Genomic DNA, 16,800 nt, shown 5'->3' with positions numbered 1-16,800 from the left:
GGACCGAACATGTCTGCACGGTGGCGGAGAAGTACGCCGAACAAGCCGACACGGCAGCAGAGTTCCCCGTCACGGTTCTGGAGGAACTGCGCAGCAGTGGGCTGCTCGGTCTGCTGGTGCCTGCCGAGTACGGGGGGCTTGGCGGGACGCTGGACGATCTTCTGGACGTGGGTATCGCGCTGGGACGCGTGGACCTCTCCGCAGCGATGATCTTCGCCATGCACTGTCAGCAGGTGGCCTGCGTCATCGATCACGCTGCCGCTCCGCTTGCTCAAGAGCTTCTTCCGGAGGCCGCGGCGGGGCGCATGTACCTGGCCTCGGTGACCACAGAGGCGAGCAAGGGTGGTCACCTCCTCACCGCCTCGGCCCGACTGGAGGCCGACACCGACGCGTCCGGGCAGCTCCGCGTCGACCGGTTTGCGCCGATCGTGACCGGAGGGGCCTACGCCGATGGCTTCCTCATCAGCATGCAGGCGCCCGGGGCACGTTCTCCCGGGGAGGTCTCCTTGGTCTTCGCGCGCCGCTCCCAGCTGGACATCACCGCCTCCGGGGACTGGGACCCGCTGGGCATGCGCGCCAGTCACAGCGTCGCCCTGCGGCTCACCGGCCGAGTCCCGGATCACCAAGTCCTTGGCGAGCACGGCGCGTTCCGTGCGGTGGCTCTGCGTACTCTCGGGCCGCTGGCGCACCTGACGTGGGCCGCCTGCTGGCTGGGAGCAGCCGCAGGAGCCCTGTCCCGGGTAGTGCAGATGTTGCGGGACTCCGCCAAGAGCAAAGACAGCGCGACGAAGTCGGAGCTGCTGTTGGCCCGTCTGTCCCGGGCCCGGCAGCGGCTCGACACAGTCCACGCCCTGCTGCGCCACACGGCCGATGTCTACACCGCCGCTTCCACCGGTGACGGTGATGTCTCGCTGCCCCGGAACCAGTTGTTGATCAACGCGTTGAAAATCACCGCGTCCGAGGAGTGCCTACGAGCAGTGGAGGACTTGATCGATGCCGTGGGCCTGCGCCACGGCTACCTCAAGAACTCACCCACCCGGCTGGAAAGAACCCTGCGCGACCTGCGATCCGCTCCCCTGAACTACAGCAACGACCGCCTCCACCAGGCGGACGGGGTACTCGCCCTGCTCGACCAGGGAGTCCGTTTTGCCTGACCGCGCCACCGCCCGCCCGGCCGACGCACGCCAGTTCCTGGCGGCCTTCGCACACTCCGGGCACCTGCGTCGGCTCTACCCGCACGCCACTGCCGACCGCCTCGACCCACGCGTCCTTCGGGAACTGCTGGCCTGCGCCGACACGCATCGAGAGGTGGGACCGGTGCTGTCGCTGTGCGTGCACCTGGCCACCGCCGTACCACTGCTCGCCGAGGGCGCACGTACCACGACGGCCACAACGTATCTGGAGGCCGCCGTGCGAGGAGAGCGTCTGCTGGCGCTCGCCGCCACCGACGAGGGCGCGGGCTCCGATCCGACAGCCCTCACCACCACCGTCGGTCCGGGCCCGCGGGGACTCGTGCTCAACGGCCGAAAACGCTGGGTGACTTCCGCTGCCACAGCCGATGCCGCCCTGGTCCTGGCCCGTCGGACGGCCGGCCGACACTTCACCAGCTTCAGCTGGATCCTGGTGCCGCTCGATGCCCCAGGTGTCTCCGTCCGACCCGCCGACACAGACTTGTTCCGCGGCTCCGGCCTCGGACACATCGCGCTGGAAGGAGTCGAGCTCTCCTCCGAGTACCTGGTCGGCCGACAGGGTGCCGGTCTGGTGATGTTCGCCAAGCACCTCACGGTGGAACGCTTGGCCTCCGCGGCCTGGGCCATCGAGGTGTGCCGCAGGACCATCGAGGACACCGACCAGCGCCTGCGCGAGCGCGCTGTCGGCGGGGGCGTGCTTCGGGAACTGTCCGCTGTGCAGCAGCGCCTGGCGGAGTGCGCGGTACGAGTGAGCGCGCTCGACGCACTGTGGCGGCAGACCTGCGACCGGATCGCCGCTGCCCGAGACGGCACTTGGGCCGCCGTACTGAAGTCGGCGTCGGGCCTGACGATCGGGCAGGTCCTTGCCGACTGTGCCCAGCTCCAAGGAGCCGACGGCTTCGAGCGGGGTGGGGTCCAGTCGCTGCGCGCCGAGGCCGCGGTCTTTGGAATCGGTGGCGGCACGACGGAGGTCACTCTCGGTATCGTCGCTGAACACCTCGATTCCGTCCTGAGCGGAGTCCGGCCATGACGCTGCCTGATCTGGAAGCCGCTCCCGGGGTCTGGGTGGCCCTGCGCACGAAGCACCCGACGCCGGGCCGGGTCACAGCCGCCGATCTGGCGGCCGCACAGCGACTGCCGCCGTGGCGTGCACGTGAACTCCTCAGAGGGCGCCACGTTCTGCGCGACCTGCTCTCGACCCACTTCCCGCAGGCGGCAGAGGCACCGGTCCGCTACCGGCCGGGCGGACAGCCGGTGCTGGAGGGACATCCGCGTCTGGGCATCAGCATCAGCCACGACAGAGACGCGACGGCCGTCTGCGCCGCACTCGACCGCAGGGTGGGAGTGGATGTACAATACCCCCCGGCGCGGGTTCGGCCCTCCCTCCTGTACCGCTGTGGCCACGACTGTGCCGAGGAGTTGTCCCGCCTGCCCCCCGTACGCCGCAGCACCGAGTTCGCCTGGCTCTGGAGTGTTCAGGAGGCGTGTGCCAAGGCGGAAGGCAGCGGGCTCAGCGGGCGGCCGTGGCGGATCCCGATCCCACCACGGCAGCGAACCGGCACCTGGGAGCGCTACACCTGGACCTCCCTGCGTGATCACTCCTGCGTGCCCTGCAGCGTTGCCCACGACACCGAGGCACTCGCCCCGTCCCTCTGCCGGCCTGCGGAGCAGCTATGACCAACCAGCGCAGTCTGTACCGATGGTTCGACGACGCAGCTGACCGTCACCCGACAGCTACCGCCCTGGAACTCGACGACCGCACCTGGAGTTATGCCGAACTCCGTGAACTGTCAAGCCGCTTGGCCGACGCCCTGGCAAAGGCGGCCCCTTCGCGCATGCCCGAGCGGGTGGGTCTCCTTGCCTCCCGTACTCTGCACGCGTACGCCGGATATCTGGCGGTCCAGCGCCTGGGCGCGAGTGTGGTACCGCTGAATCCGGCCTTTCCCTGCGCCCGCAATGCGGCCGTGGTCAAGGCCGCCGATCTGGATCTCGTCCTGGCCCAGCCCGACTGCGCGGGCCGCGAGTTGGGGGCCCGGATTCTCGCCCCCCCGTTCGATGCGGCCGCTGCTGATCTCCGGTTCGGGCCGCCCGCCCATCGGGAGCCAGGCCCGCAGGAGGTGGCCTACATCCTGTTCACCTCCGGGTCCACGGGAGCCCCGAAGGGGGTGCCCATCCAGCACCGGAGCATCGACGCCTATCTCAACCATGTGATCGAGCGATACCAGTTGGGAGTAGGCGCACGGCTCTCGCAGACGTTTGAGCTCACCTTCGACCTGTCCGTGTTCGATCTGTTCGCGGCCTGGGGGTCCGGTGCGACGGTGGTCGTTCCCGGCCCCGACGACCTGCTCGCACCGGCTCGCTTCGTGGCCCGTAAGCGGCTGACCCACTGGTTCTCGGTGCCGTCGGTGGTCTCCGTCGCGCGGCGACTGCGCGCGCTGGCCCCCGGCGTCATGCCGAACCTGCGCTGGAGCCTGTTCTGCGGCGAACCCCTCACTGTCGCTCAGGCCCGCGCCTGGCAGCGAGCAGCGCCGAACAGCGTGGTGGAGAACCTCTACGGCCCCACCGAGCTCACGCTGAGCTGCACCGAATTCCGTCTGCCACCGCAGGTCCAGGACACGGATCCGCACGAAGCCGGAGCCACCGTCCCGATCGGCACGCTGTACCCGGAACTGGAACACCTGATCCTCACCGCCGATCAGGGCAGGGCGGACGAGGGCGAGCTGTGCGTCCGCGGGGTCCAGCGCTTCCCCGGGTACCTGGACCCGCGGGACAACATCGGGCGTTTCATCCGCCAGGAGCACGGACGGACGAGCATCGTCGATCCGTCCCATCATGCGACGGACGAACTGTGGTACCGCACGGGTGACCGGGTCCGCCGGACCCCGGCCGGCCTCGTGCATCTGGGCCGACTCGACCACCAGGTCAAGATCCAGGGTTACCGGGTCGAACTCGGCGAGATCGAAGCAGCACTGCGCTCACTTTCCGGGGTGGAGGAAGCAGTCGCACTGCTCCTGCCCGACGGCACCGCCAGAAGCGGACACGACGGCGTTCCTCGGCTGGTCGCCGCGTGCACTGCGGAGTCCGGTTCTCGACCGCAGCCCGACGCGCTACTGGCCGAACTGCGGGGCCGACTGGCACCGTACATGGTGCCGTTGACCGTAACCGTCTGCCCATCCTTCCCCTACAGCCCCAATGGAAAGATCGACCGCGCGGCGCTCCGACGGTCACTGGTCGAAGGACAGTCCTGAAGCAGGCCCTCCAGCGAGGACCGCGACACTGATGCCAGCGCTCATGAGGAGACGCACCGTCATGGACCCCAAGCCCGCCCGGACCACGCGAGAGCCCGCGCCGGTGGAGGTACCGGTAGGCACGGCCGGCGCAGGGAAGCTACGGGGAACCGCCTTCGCCGCGACGGGCGTCATCGCCTTCTCGCTCACTTTTCCCGCCACCGCGTGGGCGCTTGAAGGGCTGGGCCCCTGGACCGTGACCACCACGCGAGCGGTGCTCGCCGCACTGATAGCCGTCGGCTTCCTCCTCGCGAGCAGAGCCCGCCTGCCGCAAAGCCGTCACTGGGCCGGGCTCGCCACGGTGGCCGGCGGTCTGATCGTCGGCTACCCCCTTCTCACCACCCTCGCCCTGCAGACCTCGACCTCCACGCATGCCGCTGTCATCGCCGGTCTGCTCCCGCTGGCCACCGCCGTCTATGGAACCGTGCGCACCGGTGTGCGGCCCCCTCCGGCCTTCTGGGCTGCGGCCGTGGCCGGAGCGGCCGTGGTCGTCGCCTTCGCCCTCCAACAGGGCAGCGGTTCCTTCTCCGGAGCCGATCTCTACTTGTTTGCCGCCCTGTTGGTGGCCGCCGCGGCGTACACCGAGGGCGGCCTGCTGGCCAAGGTCATGCCGAGTTGGCAGGTGATCGCCTGGGCGCTGGTGGCCTGTCTGCCGCTCGCGGTCGGAGGCTCGGTGACAGCACTGCTCCTCGAACAGCCGGATCTCTCCGCCCGCTCGCTCCTCGGCCTGGTATGGCTCGGGGCAGGAGCACAGTTCCTGGGGCCGCTGGTCTGGTACCGCGGCATTGCCGCTGTCGGAATCACCAGGGCCAGTCAGATCCTCCTCTCCCAACCACTGCTCACGTTGATCTGGGCGATCCCCATGCTGGGCGAGCGGCCGCCGCTCGTCGCGGCCGGCGCGGCCGTCGCCGTACTCGTCTGCATCGCCGTCACCCAGCGGGTGGGGCCGTGAACACGGTGACAGAGGCGGACTCGGGGACCGCGACCGGGCGGGAACATCCCGCCGATACCGGCCTGCTGATGCCCCTCAGCCGCCGCCCCGGCCCCCTGCACAGCGCTCTGATCCACCCGGCAGGCGGCGGTCTCGGCCAGTACTTGCGCCTCGCGCGGCGACTCGCCCGCCACGGACCGGTGCACGGGATCCGCGCCGCCGGCCTGCTGCCGGGTGAGCGCCCCCACGACAGCGTGGCCCGGATGAGTGAGGTGTACCAAGACCTGCTCGAAGCGCTGCCCCGGCCGCCCGACCTACTGATCGGTTGGTCCCTTGGCGGAGTCCTCGCCTGGGAACTGGCCGCCGGAGCCGGACCGGGACGCCGACCGAACGCGGTCATCATGATCGACAGCTATGCTGAGCTGCCGCCGGGCAGCGCTCTCGTTCGAGCCGATCCGTTGGCCATGATCGAAAGCTCTGCCGGTGGCCTGTCGTCGGGCCTGGATCCGGAGCGCCTGCGCAGCACCGCCCACGCTCATCTCTCGGCGGCGCTCTCACATCAGGTCCGTCGGACCTGCGAGGTGCAGGCCCTCCTGCTCACCTGTGCCTCTCCCGAACGTGCCGCGCAGACCGCACGCTGGCTGTCGTTGGGCCCACAGCTCACTGTTCGGGAGCTGAGTTGCGGTCACTTCGAGATCTTCAGCCCACCCCATCACGATGTCCTACTTGGCCACATCGGGCGCTACATCGCCGACATACCTGACGGGATTGTGCACGGTGAGGGATGAGCGTCGGCAGATCCCGCACCCCTTCCCGGAGAGGAGCGACCAGGACACACACAAAGCCGAGTGCCGGCCGTCCGCTGCCAAGCCACCGTCCGACTCCCCTGATACACAGATGCTGTGACCGGATCTGCAAAGAGACTCAGGCGGCGTCCAAGTGCTGCACTACGGTTGGCCAACCATGCCTGATCTCGCGGAATCAACCATCTGACCCTGTCCACGAACAACCTCGGCCGGCTCACGTCGTACTACACGGAGCTACGCGGAGCCAGGCTCGCATTCGAGCGGGCTGCAACTCCTTCTGACCCTCGGATCGCAGTCATCGATGTCGGCGGGGAGGACCCGGTTGGCCGGTCGGACACATCGAGATGCTGCCCACTCAGTGGACGATGACAGCTCGTGATCCCGATGGACGTCCTGTGGACATTCGCGCCCATCGACCCCGCACCACGCCGCCGCCCTCAACCATCGGCTAGAGGCGGCTCTCGACTTTCGGAACAGAGCGATGTCGGCGAGCCACAGCCTGTTCGGGCCATGTCTTCTGGCTGGCACCTGGTACTCGACCAGCGACCTCCGCACCTGTCGGCGGGTGGACGCCTCGGCCCTGCTCCGCCGACGCACCGCCCAGCCGCCTCAGGGACCGTCCTTCGTCTCCGTCTCGGAACACGTCATCATGTATAACGCCGCCGACGTGGAGGAATGGCTGCGCGGCCGCCGGACCGTCCCCGCCGAGAAACCTGATGGCCGACAAGACCACAGTCCCGGTCGGTGTCCGGCTCTCCACCGACGTCGAATACCGTCCCGATCGCCCCAAGCCTTGTCGGGCGCGCGTCCACTGGGCCGGTCCCGCAACCAAGCGCCGCCAGTCGCTGTCGGAGGGAAAGGCCGGCGAGGAAGAGACCCAGGCGTGGTTTGAACCAATCATCGAAGCCGCGCAGGCTGGTCTGTCACCGTCACTCGCTACCGTGAAGCTCGCCGATCACGGCGAAGCGAACAGGGAACTCGCGCTACGCGGCCTGGAGTTGAAAACCCACGACCCTTACGTCTCCGGATGGCGGCTGCGCGTGGTCCCCGCCCTGGGACGCCTCCCCGTACGGATGATCACCAACGGCGTCGTGGACCGTACCGTGCAGAACTGGACAGCCCACGAGCACAGCCGGTCAACGGTCAAGAACACCACCGCCGTTCTGGTCCGCGTCATGGAACAGGCGGTCCGGGACGGCACGCCACCATCAAGGTCAACCGCAAGCACCGCCGCCCGGATCGGTGAGGTCTCGGGATGCCGCGTCGGGGACATCGACACCGGTCAGTGGATCTGGACCGTGCGGCGTCGGACCACTCCCGCACCCGGCGCACTGACCGACAAGGGCACCAAGGGCAGGCGCGCCCGCAACGTGCCCGTCATCGAGGAAATCCGACCGCTCGTGGCCCAACGCATCCTGTCCGCCGGCCCTGACCCCGACAAACGCCTCTTCACCGGGCCACGCGGGGGGCGCATATCCACCGCGGTCCTGCGCGATGCCACCCACTGGGACGACGTCGTCACCAAGCTCGGCCACGAACATCTGCGCCGTCACGCTCTCCGGCACACCGGCCCGGCCTGGTTCGCCGACGCCGGAGTCCAGGTACACCTCCTGCGCAGAATCGCCGGCCACGGGTCGCTGACCACCACCCAGCGCTCCTCGCACCCCGACGTGCACAAGATTCACGGCCGTCGGCGCGGACCTCTCCGCACACCTCAGCGTGCTGCGCGCCCCACGCTCCCTGCCGAGCCCGATCGTCATGACCCGCTGACTCCGGTCAAGGAGCACCGGCCTCCACCCGGTCCCCACATGATCCCCACCTGGTCCCCAAAAACGATCAAGGGGCGGCTTCGGATTCCTCCGAAGCCGCCCCTGATCTGCGACTGTCTCCAGTGGGGACGACAGGATTTGAACCTGCGACCCCTTGACCCCAGTTGGGTGGTCCGTGAGCGGCGTGCGACGGGTCGTTCTTCGAGGTCAGTGTCCAGCGTCCTCGGCCGAGTAAAGGAGTTCGTGAACTCATGTCTCCGCCGGACAACCTCGCCGCCTCACGCACCGCCTTCCACTGATCGACGGGAGCCGCTACAAGCTCGGGCACTTCTATCGTCGCGCTTCAGCTGGGAGCAGGCAAGTGACCGCATGTGCGCCTCGCGCCCGGGCAATGACGGGGATACATGACGAACTACTCAAGGAAAAAGGGAACTTGGCCACGCCCGACACTGGCGCTACGCACTTTCGGCAAGCGGGACCGGCCGGGCAATCCGATGGCGTGCCGACTCAAGCGCGAGGATGCGACCAAGACTGCGCCAGCACTGTTTCCCGGATCCACGACGATGACGCCGAGTGCGTTGCAGTGAATGACGGAGGGTGACCGCCCAGCGTTCTGGGCCGTCTCGGGCACGAAGTGACCCGCCACGAGTGTCGGTGCCTGTGACTCTGCCCGAAGGGCCATGCCGCTGCCAATGAGCAGCGCGGGTCGTGCAGTTGGAGTGCGCCGTTCATCATCCCAATTTGATTTGAAGAATTGACGGCGCTTCAGGTATTGGATAAACGGCGAGTGTCTGTGCCTACTAGCCTGTGTCACGGCCTCGAGACGCTGGAGACTCGTCCTGCATCCATCACGAACCGTACGGCCCCTGCATCAGATCCCCTTGACGGCTGTTCTGCAACAGGCCAACTGAGGCCGCACCACCGAATCCCGTCTTCCGGCGCGTGGTCGACCGGCAGCTGCCAGCCCGCGGCGAGGCTGTGCCGCGCCAAGCGGGATCGGCCTGTTGCCACGCCCGGCTCTGTGACCGGCACAAGTTCAGCCCCCCGCGCATGCTGCGCCCCGCCGTCGGAGAAGGAAACGGGAAACAGCATCGATCGCCTTGTCCGCCCGGGAGGGGCTGCCGCACTCTTTCGTGCAGCACCAACCCGGTCTTAGTGGATGGGCTTTGGAGGTTTCCGTGCCACAGTCGTCCACCGAGTTCGGCGAGGAGCTGAGGAAGCGGCGTCTGGAGGCCGGACTGAGCCTCACGGCCTTGTCCGGTGCCGTGCATTACAGCAAGGCGCAGTTGAGCAAAGTCGAGCGGGGAATCAAGGCACCGAGCCGTGACCTGGTTCGGCTCTGCGACACCGCCCTTGGTGCCGACGGAGCACTGATTGCCTTGGCCGCCCAGGCCGCTCCCGACGTACCTACTGAACCAGCACCCGACCACATCGACGAGGAGGACTGGATCATGCAGTTGTCGCCGGATGGCCCAAACAGGTTCCAGTCACTGGGGCGGCGAGAGGTCGTGAGCGTCGGCGTCGCATCACTGATGACATGGCGATCGGACGGATCCGGCCCTGCCTCCCCGGCAGCGGGTGCCGGCATGCTGGAAGCCTCCAGCTCGCTGTTCACCCACTACCGGAGACTCGGCCAGACTGTGGAACCCGGCCTGCTCCTGCCCGTCCTGATCGCGCAGACGCACACTCTGCGGGAACTGTCCGCTCAGACCGACGCCGACACCCGTCAGCGGTTGCTGGCCCTCGGCTCCCGGTACGCCGAGTATGTCGGCTGGCTGGTGCAGGAAACCGGGGACGACCGTGCGGCACTGTGGTGGACGCAGCGCGCGGTCGACCTGGCAGCAGCCGGCGGTGACCAGGCATTGGCCGGCTACGCGCTGGTCCGAAGGGCCTTGGTCACCTTGTACCGGGACGACGCTGAGCACACCATCAGCCTGGCCCGCCGCGCGCAGAGCGGCCGGCTGCCACCACGGATCCGGGGGCTGGCCGCACAACGCGAAGCCCAAGGACACGCACTCGCGGGTGACCTCAATTCCTGTCTGCGAGCCCTGGAGCGCGCTCGTACGCTCCTCGCCCGCGAGGACGACAGCTCCGACGGGCCGGTGATCGGCACAATGCACCTTCCAGACCCAGTCGGCATGGTGACCGGCTGGTGCCTCGTTGATCTCGGCCGGCCTCGGGAAGCGAGCGAGGAACTCGACCGCCAACTCGCCCTGGTCGGCCAGGACGCGGTTCGCACTCAGGTGCGATACGGCGTGCGCCGTGCGCTCGCCTATGCGTCCGCCGGTGAGCTCGACCAGGCGTGTGCGCTGACGGCACCACTGCTCGACGACGTGGTGGCAGTGCGCTCAGCGACAGTCACAACCGATCTACGGCGTCTTGCCCGGGTCCTGGCTCGCCATGCGAACCACCCTTCCGTACGTGAGCTCGGGCCGCGGCTCGGCACGTTATCGCGCTCGTCTACTTCCTGAGGGGGACATCACCGTGAAAGAGGTCTTCATCAACTACCGCACAGGCGACGGGGAGAAGACCGCCGCTCTGATCGACCAGGAGCTGTCGCGTCGCTTCGGCCCGCAGCACATCTTCCGCGCGTCGAGGTCCATCGCCCCCGGCGAGGGCTACCCCGAGTCCCTGTTGGCCGCGCTGCGACGCAGTTGCCTGCTTCTGGCCGTGGTAGGGCCGGACTGGACGAACTTCCGTACGCGGCTGCACGACCCGGAGGACTGGGTGCGCAGGGAGATCGAGGAGGCGTTCAGCTGTGAGCTTCCGGTTGTTCCCATTCTGGACGGACGGAAGACGAACCGGCTGAGCACGGCCGATCTGCCGCCCGAGCTGGCGAGGCTCGCCGACCTGCAATCCATTCCGTTCGACACCCATGACACCGAGAGCGGTATGAAACGCATCGGCGATCTGGTGGCCGAGATGGTTCCCGGGCTCGATGACCTGTCCCGAGCCGACGGGACGTCGCCCGTGTCGGACACCGTGACGAACTCGATCGAAGAAGTAAGCGGAACGGCGGTACAGAGCCGTGACTTCACCGGAGACGTCGGCGGCACGGTTGTAAAGGGCGCTCAAGGCCCTGTCCACACGGGCAACGGCAGCATCTACCAGAACTCCCGTCACGTGTCTGGCGACCGGCACTTCTCAGGGAACGGGATGACGTACTTCGAGGGCGACAACCACGGCAGTGTCCAGCATCGGTTCGGTGAGCCGGATAGGCGCGAGGACGATGGCCGGTGAACCAGCAGGGCAGTACACGAGTCGAGAACCCACAGGGCTTCGTGCACACCGGTGCCGGCAACATCTACGTCAACGGCGGCGCACACCTGCAGGACTCGGACAAGCCGGCCTTCCGACGCGTCGCCGAAGACCAACTCCGTCGGTTGCGGCTCGTGTTGGTCGACCCGCCCGGCATGGGCAAGGCCCGCGCGATGCTCGCCGACACCGGCACCGTCATCCTGGACGGTGATCCTGGCAGCGGGCGTACTTCTGCGGCCCGCGTACTACTGCGGGAGTGCCGCCAGGACAGTGGCGTTCTCCACGAACTTCTGCCCGGCGAGGAGGGCGAACTGGCCCTCCATGACCCTGCGCTGGTCGGAAACGGTGACCAGTTGCTGCTGGATCTGTCCGGCGCCGACGACCACCAGTGGTCCGCGGCACGGGCCGACCTTCCCGCGCTCCGCAAGTCCGTACACGAACAGCACGCACATCTTGTCGTCATCATGCCGCACGACGGCATTCTCGATCCCGATCTCCAGTACTACCGGGTCGGTATCGGGCGGCCTCCAGGCCTGCAGGTTCTCAGACGGCACCTCCGTATGCACGGCATGCCGTACGAGCAGTACATGCGGTCCGACGCCACCGTCGACGAGTTCGTGGGCGTGAAACGACCGATGCGGGAGATCGCGGACTTCGCCGACCTGGTGCGCCGTGCACGCGAGACCGCCCGGCCGGACGAAGAATTCGCCCAATGGTGCGCGACAGCCAAGAGAGCACGCAACGACCGGCGGAAGGAAGTCGCCGCCCGCGTCGCCGAATTGCGCGAGGCCCCTCAGCGGGCGCTGCTGATCACCGTCTCCATGCTCCACGGGGCACACGCCGATGTCATCCACCGCGCGGCCCAGCTCTTACTGCGCACTCTCGCTTCCCCATCGGACGGGCTCCCGCTGCTCCAGCACAAGGACCTCGCCGAGCGGCTCACGGAGATCTCAGCCGCAACCGGGCTGCGCGGGCACGTGCACTTCACGGACCTGGACTACGACTCGGCCGTCCGCGCACATTTCTGGGACCACATGCCCGACCTGCGGCCCCACCTAGGCACATGGGCCGCAAGCATCGTGGACCTGAACCACCTGCACGTCACCCCTGCCGTTCGCGACGGTCTGGTGACGCGTCTGGCCGATCAGTACCTACGGACCGGGCGCGGAGACGGCCTGGCGTCTCTCGCTGAGCGTTGGAGCATCGAGGCGACGAGCAGAGCGCGGCTGGAAGCCGCTGTCCATGCGCTCACCTGTGGTCTTGAAGATCCGGCCCACGGCAGGGAGTTCCGCGAACGGATCTATCAATGGTGTGCTTACCGTCGCCTCAAGGGCGAGTTCGCCCAGGTACTCGTCCGGATCTGCGCCGATGTCCTCGCGGCCAGCCATCCGGATCAGGCTCTGCTCAGGCTGTACTACCTGGCCCGGCGCGAGCGCGACCCGGCGCCTGCCCTGCAGTCGTTGGACGACATGGTCGCTGGCAGCCGCCGGCTGCGCCGAAGGCTCCTCGACCGCCTCGCGCGATACAGCCCCTCCCCGCCCGACCTCGGCATCTTCCTGCGAGTCTGCGATCCGGTGCCGCTGACGGATTCCTCCGAAACCTCACGCGCGCTGGTGGAGGAGAGAGAAGTACAGCACTCCTTGACCACCTGCTGGCATGCGGTACTGGCCGGGCTGCCGCGGGCGACGTGGCAGCCGCACGCGGCACGTTGGCTCCGCCGGGCGGCCGACGGCATCGGGCGCCGTGGTGAGCTTCTGCTCGACCTCCTCGTCAGCGCGGCCGAGCGGTGCGGGGAACGACGGGGTGAGGCCTTCGCCGCGCTGTACGCAAGCGCCCGAGAAGCCGAGCGCACTGCCCCGGGGGGTCTCAAGCGCTCTGTCGAGACCACCGAATTGTTAATTCACAAGATCAGTGTGGCCCAGGGCCTCGGCCCAGCCACCCCGCCGCCATCAGCCAGGGGGACTCAACCATGACGACCGCACGAAAGACAACAACGCTCTTCCTCACCGTCTTGTGCGGCCTGCTGCTGACCATCGTCGGTCTGACCCAACGGTGGCCCGTGTGGACATGGCCGACGCTGGCCGTGCTCCTCCTTGTCCTCCCCGCCGCGGCCTTCCGCATCGCTTCACGGCGCCGCGGCTCCATCCCGGTCAGCTTCGAAGAACAACGCACGGCGACCCCTGTAGAACGCACAGAGTGCCACGTCAGCCGAGTGGCACTGCCCAGCCACTGGGACGACTACAACTTTGTGTTCTCGGCGACCGTACGCTGGTATCTCCTCGACTCACCCGGAACCGGCCCTGTCCTCAATCCGGCAGGACTCGCCGTCGAAACGGTCCTGAACCGTGCCCGCGCCGTCACCGAGAGACGGGAGCCAGGCCGAGTATCACTCGTGCAGCATGAACTCAGCGGTGTCCTCAGTCGTATGTGCCCGGACACCACAGGGCATTTGCAGGCGATGGCGGAAGACATCAGCCTCACCTTGCTGGAACAGGACCAGGAGCGCTTGGACAGACTCGCCGACGTGCGCAAGGACAAGGCAGTCTGGGAACACCAACGCAAGTACGAGCAAAGCAAGCGCCAGTACCTGGGCGAGGACGTACTCAAGGACACCGGCAGCGCGGTTGTCTGGTGGCTCGCCAAGAATGACGAGCATGTGGAAAAGACGGTGGGGGACCTGGCCCTGCTCGCGCAGCTCACGTCCGCAGCCAATGACACGGACATCCCCGAACGACTTCAGAACCTCGTCTCGCAGCAGCCCGGCGAGGGAATCGCTCCGGAAATCGTGGAGGCGGAACCGGCTCCCGCGTCGCAGGAACGGCCGGCCACGGATCATCTCTCGGGCTTCTTCGACGCCATGGGCTTCACGGAGGGAGACGACCGGCGGGCGATGCTGGCCAAACAGATCTCCGACATCATCACGCAGCAGAACCGACACGAGACAGCCGAGGCCCTACGACGCCGGTTCGATCCGCCGACGGCCTTCACACCGAATAGCGGTGATGAGTCGATTTTCTCCACCGACGCACCCGATGAACCATCCGCATCCCCCATCTAGGAGAAGACGATGGACAGTGAGCTGGCCGCTCTAGCAGCGTCGGGAGCAACCACACTGGTTTCCCTCATGGTCACCGACTCCTGGACACACGCCCGTGAACTTGTCGCACGGTTCCTGACACGTATCGGTTCGGACGCCACCACAATCGCCGACATGGCCGACGCGAGGACCCGGCTGCTCACAGCCGACGATGCAGAGGACGAGCAGGCCATCCATGCCGTCACAGCGCAATGGCAGATCCGCCTACAACAGCTCGTCGAAACCGGCTCCGTCACCAGCGGCGAACTGCGCCTCCTCCTGACCTCGTTGCAGCAGCTCGCCGCGACCTCAGCGATGCATGTGAGGACCGTGCACAACGACATCAACGGCGGCGTTCAGCACGGTCCCATCATCCAATCAGGCCGAATCACAGGGCTTACCTTCCACGCCCACCAACCCCCAGCGCCGGAACAAGACTGAGTTATTGGGGCTCGCCGAACAGCCAGCATCGCAAGGCGCCCCTCGCATGCGTGGAACCCCTGACGCCATACGCTTCTCACGGCGCCCGGCCCTGTCCATGGCCTCGTCGGCCAGTCCGCTGGGGGGTTCCGTGAGCACCCCCGATCGCCAGGTGATCAGACAACCTGCCATCAGCAACGGCTCATTGACGCTGCGAACCCCCACCTGCCATATCCAGTAGCCCAGCCCACCCGGCCTCGCTGACCAAGCGGCATTTCTCTCAGCCCCGGAGCGCTTCAAGGTTTCCGGCCAGCCCGAGGACGACCGGATACAGTGCGCGAGACGACAGACTGATCAGGGAGGGGAAGCGTGACCGACACCAGCGACACCCGGCTCGTCGAGGGTGAAGCGCAGGCGCCGCGGCGGAGCCGACTTCACCGCCTGATGCGCTACCTCCCTCTCATCGCCCCCATCCCGCTGTGGGTCGTGCCCTGCTGGGTGCTCCTGCACAGCGGCCAGCACTGGCCGCCGCCCGTCACGGTGGCCGGCACCGCCCTGTTCGTCCTCGGCCTCATCGGTATGCCGCTCGCGATGGCACGCGGCCACGGCCGGCGTCAGCAGGACCGGGCGGCGATCGTCGGTGACACCCTGCTGGGCACGATCTGGGTTCTGTTCACCTGGTCAGTTCTGCTGGGCGTCCTGTTGCAGCTCGCCCTGACCTTGGCCGACGTCGGCGAGAGCCAGGACCGGGCCCGGATCGTCACTTGGGTCGTCCTCGGTGTAAGCGCCGTACTGCTCGCGTGGGGGTACGCCGAAGCCCGTGGCGTGCCACGCGTGCGCCGCCTCGACGTGCAACTCCCACGGCTGGGTGCCGGGTTGGACGGCATCCGTGTCGTCCTCATCACCGACACCCACTACGGCCCGCTCGATCGCGCCCGCTGGTCGGCACGGGTATGCGAGACGGTGAACACTCTGGAAGCCGACCTGGTCTGCCACACCGGCGACATCGCGGACGGCACGGCCGAGCGCCGCCGCGCCCAGGCCGTCCCACTCAGTACCGTGCGAGCCACGCGGGCCCGGGTATACGTCACCGGCAACCACGAGTACTACAGCGAGGCCCAGGGCTGGGTCGACCTGATGGACGAGCTGGGCTGGGTGCCGCTGCGCAATCGCCATTTGCTGCTCGAACGCGGAGGGGACACCCTCGTGGTCGCCGGCGTGGACGACGTCACCGCCGAGTCCTCCGGCCTGGCAGGCCACCGCGTCGATCTCGCCGGAGCCTTGAACGGCGCCGACCCCGACCTACCCGTTCTGCTCCTGGCACACCAGCCCAAGTTCATCGACCGGGCCGCAGCCGCCGGCATCGATCTCCAACTCTCCGGGCACACTCACGGCGGCCAGATCTGGCCCTTCCACCACCTGGTCCGCCTCGACCAGCCCGCCCTCGCCGGCCTCAGCCACCACGGTACCCGAACCCTCCTCTACACCAGCCGAGGCACCGGCTTCTGGGGCCCACCGTTCCGCGTCTTCGCCCCCAGCGAGATCACCCTGCTCGTGCTCCGCTCCCCACACCTGCCCACCTCGCCGTAGCACTGGGCGGGCCAACACATCCGCTCCCCGCGGTGCACGACAGCTAGCGGTACGGCCTACTCCAAGCCCTGATGCCGTCGCTCTGCCTCTTGGTCCTCTTGTCGGGCGTCAGCTTCGTACGACTCCGCAAGCCCTTTCAGCAACTTCCTGGTTCGCGGCCACGTGGGTGCACGTTCGACCGGCTCCCGGAAAGACCGGGCCAGCTCCGCTTCTTGAACTCCGCCATCCAGGAGTCTCCGGCTGGTCACGCCTCGTTTGTTGTAGATACCGATTCGGAGACCTCGTTCGAGATCGTTGTTATTGATCTCTTCAAGTAGGTCTCGGACAGCCTCCGGAACCTGCAAGTCGTCCGGGTCGCGCGGGGCGAAAGCAAGTATCTGACCGATCTGCACGTCACCTCCCCTGGCACGATCTCTTGCAGCGAATTCTGCCCGTGCCATCATGACCCACGTGTGCAGTGCAACCGGGTCGAG

The 16,800-nt window shown here is 67.6% G+C and carries 13 protein-coding genes; all 13 read left to right on the top strand.

Annotated features, from left to right (window positions below; all coding sequences use genetic code 11):
- Nucleotides 1-20 precede the first annotated feature (20 nt).
- A complete protein-coding gene (locus ABT245_RS24340) occupies nt 21-1,154 on the top strand; it encodes an acyl-CoA dehydrogenase family protein (protein ID WP_351736892.1) in 1,134 nt (377 codons plus the stop codon).
- On the top strand, nt 1,147-2,220 hold the full coding sequence (locus ABT245_RS24335; protein ID WP_351736890.1) for an acyl-CoA dehydrogenase family protein: 1,074 nt from the start codon (nt 1,147-1,149) through the stop codon (nt 2,218-2,220). The genes ABT245_RS24340 and ABT245_RS24335 overlap by 8 nt, the downstream gene beginning before the upstream one ends.
- Complete coding sequence (locus ABT245_RS24330) at nt 2,217-2,867, top strand: 4'-phosphopantetheinyl transferase family protein (protein WP_351736888.1); 651 nt, start codon at nt 2,217-2,219, stop codon at nt 2,865-2,867. The genes ABT245_RS24335 and ABT245_RS24330 overlap by 4 nt, the downstream gene beginning before the upstream one ends.
- Nucleotides 2,864-4,438, top strand: a complete 1,575-nt coding sequence (locus ABT245_RS24325; RefSeq protein ID WP_351736886.1) for an AMP-binding protein — start codon at nt 2,864-2,866, stop codon at nt 4,436-4,438. The genes ABT245_RS24330 and ABT245_RS24325 overlap by 4 nt, the downstream gene beginning before the upstream one ends.
- Nucleotides 4,439-4,499: 61 nt before the next feature.
- Nucleotides 4,500-5,429 carry a DMT family transporter gene (locus ABT245_RS24320; RefSeq protein WP_351736884.1) on the top strand — a complete coding sequence of 310 codons (930 nt, stop codon included), beginning with the start codon at nt 4,500-4,502 and terminating at the stop codon, nt 5,427-5,429.
- Nucleotides 5,426-6,196, top strand: coding sequence for an alpha/beta fold hydrolase (locus tag ABT245_RS24315; RefSeq protein WP_351736882.1), 771 nt, complete (start codon nt 5,426-5,428; stop codon nt 6,194-6,196). Before ABT245_RS24320 ends, ABT245_RS24315 begins: the two co-directional genes overlap by 4 nt.
- Nucleotides 6,197-6,930: 734 nt before the next feature.
- Nucleotides 6,931-8,391 carry a tyrosine-type recombinase/integrase gene (locus tag ABT245_RS24310; protein WP_351736880.1) on the top strand — a complete coding sequence of 487 codons (1,461 nt, stop codon included), beginning with the start codon at nt 6,931-6,933 and terminating at the stop codon, nt 8,389-8,391.
- A 692-nt stretch (nt 8,392-9,083) separates the two neighbouring features.
- The gene (locus tag ABT245_RS24305) at nt 9,084-10,454 is read left to right on the top strand and encodes a helix-turn-helix domain-containing protein (RefSeq protein ID WP_502982179.1); all 1,371 of its coding nucleotides are present in this window, start codon (nt 9,084-9,086) and stop codon (nt 10,452-10,454) included.
- The gene (locus ABT245_RS24300; RefSeq protein WP_351736878.1) at nt 10,405-11,223 is read left to right on the top strand and encodes a toll/interleukin-1 receptor domain-containing protein; all 819 of its coding nucleotides are present in this window, start codon (nt 10,405-10,407) and stop codon (nt 11,221-11,223) included. Before ABT245_RS24305 ends, ABT245_RS24300 begins: the two co-directional genes overlap by 50 nt.
- Nucleotides 11,220-13,214 (top strand): hypothetical protein, encoded by a 1,995-nt coding sequence (locus tag ABT245_RS24295; protein ID WP_351736876.1) that lies wholly within the window; start codon nt 11,220-11,222, stop codon nt 13,212-13,214. The genes ABT245_RS24300 and ABT245_RS24295 overlap by 4 nt, the downstream gene beginning before the upstream one ends.
- Nucleotides 13,211-14,299: a hypothetical protein gene (locus ABT245_RS24290; protein WP_351736874.1), complete on the top strand. Its 1,089-nt coding sequence runs from the start codon at nt 13,211-13,213 to the stop codon at nt 14,297-14,299. Before ABT245_RS24295 ends, ABT245_RS24290 begins: the two co-directional genes overlap by 4 nt.
- 9 nt (nt 14,300-14,308) lie before the next feature.
- Nucleotides 14,309-14,758, top strand: a complete 450-nt coding sequence (locus tag ABT245_RS24285) for a hypothetical protein (protein ID WP_351736872.1) — start codon at nt 14,309-14,311, stop codon at nt 14,756-14,758.
- 348 nt (nt 14,759-15,106) lie between these two features.
- Nucleotides 15,107-16,327 carry a metallophosphoesterase gene (locus ABT245_RS24280; RefSeq protein WP_351736870.1) on the top strand — a complete coding sequence of 407 codons (1,221 nt, stop codon included), beginning with the start codon at nt 15,107-15,109 and terminating at the stop codon, nt 16,325-16,327.
- Nucleotides 16,328-16,800 lie beyond the last annotated feature (473 nt).

It is taken from the genome of Streptomyces sp. NPDC001508 (genome assembly GCF_040298665.1).
Taxonomy (GTDB): Bacteria; Actinomycetota; Actinomycetes; order Streptomycetales; family Streptomycetaceae; genus Streptomyces.
The sequence above is the reverse complement of the archived record's forward strand: the minus strand, read 5'-3'. Positions and strand labels throughout refer to the sequence as shown.

What these genes read in the sequence shown, in the direction of transcription:
- ABT245_RS24325 (WP_351736886.1), top strand. Translation starts at nt 2,864, where the DNA reads ATGACCAACCAGCGCAGTCTGTACCGATGGTTCGACGACGCAGCTGAC.
- ABT245_RS24310 (WP_351736880.1), top strand. Translation starts at nt 6,931, where the DNA reads ATGGCCGACAAGACCACAGTCCCGGTCGGTGTCCGGCTCTCCACCGAC.
- ABT245_RS24290 (WP_351736874.1), top strand. Translation starts at nt 13,211, where the DNA reads ATGACGACCGCACGAAAGACAACAACGCTCTTCCTCACCGTCTTGTGC.
- ABT245_RS24330 (WP_351736888.1), top strand. Translation starts at nt 2,217, where the DNA reads ATGACGCTGCCTGATCTGGAAGCCGCTCCCGGGGTCTGGGTGGCCCTG.
- ABT245_RS24285 (WP_351736872.1), top strand. Translation starts at nt 14,309, where the DNA reads ATGGACAGTGAGCTGGCCGCTCTAGCAGCGTCGGGAGCAACCACACTG.
- ABT245_RS24320 (WP_351736884.1), top strand. Translation starts at nt 4,500, where the DNA reads ATGGACCCCAAGCCCGCCCGGACCACGCGAGAGCCCGCGCCGGTGGAG.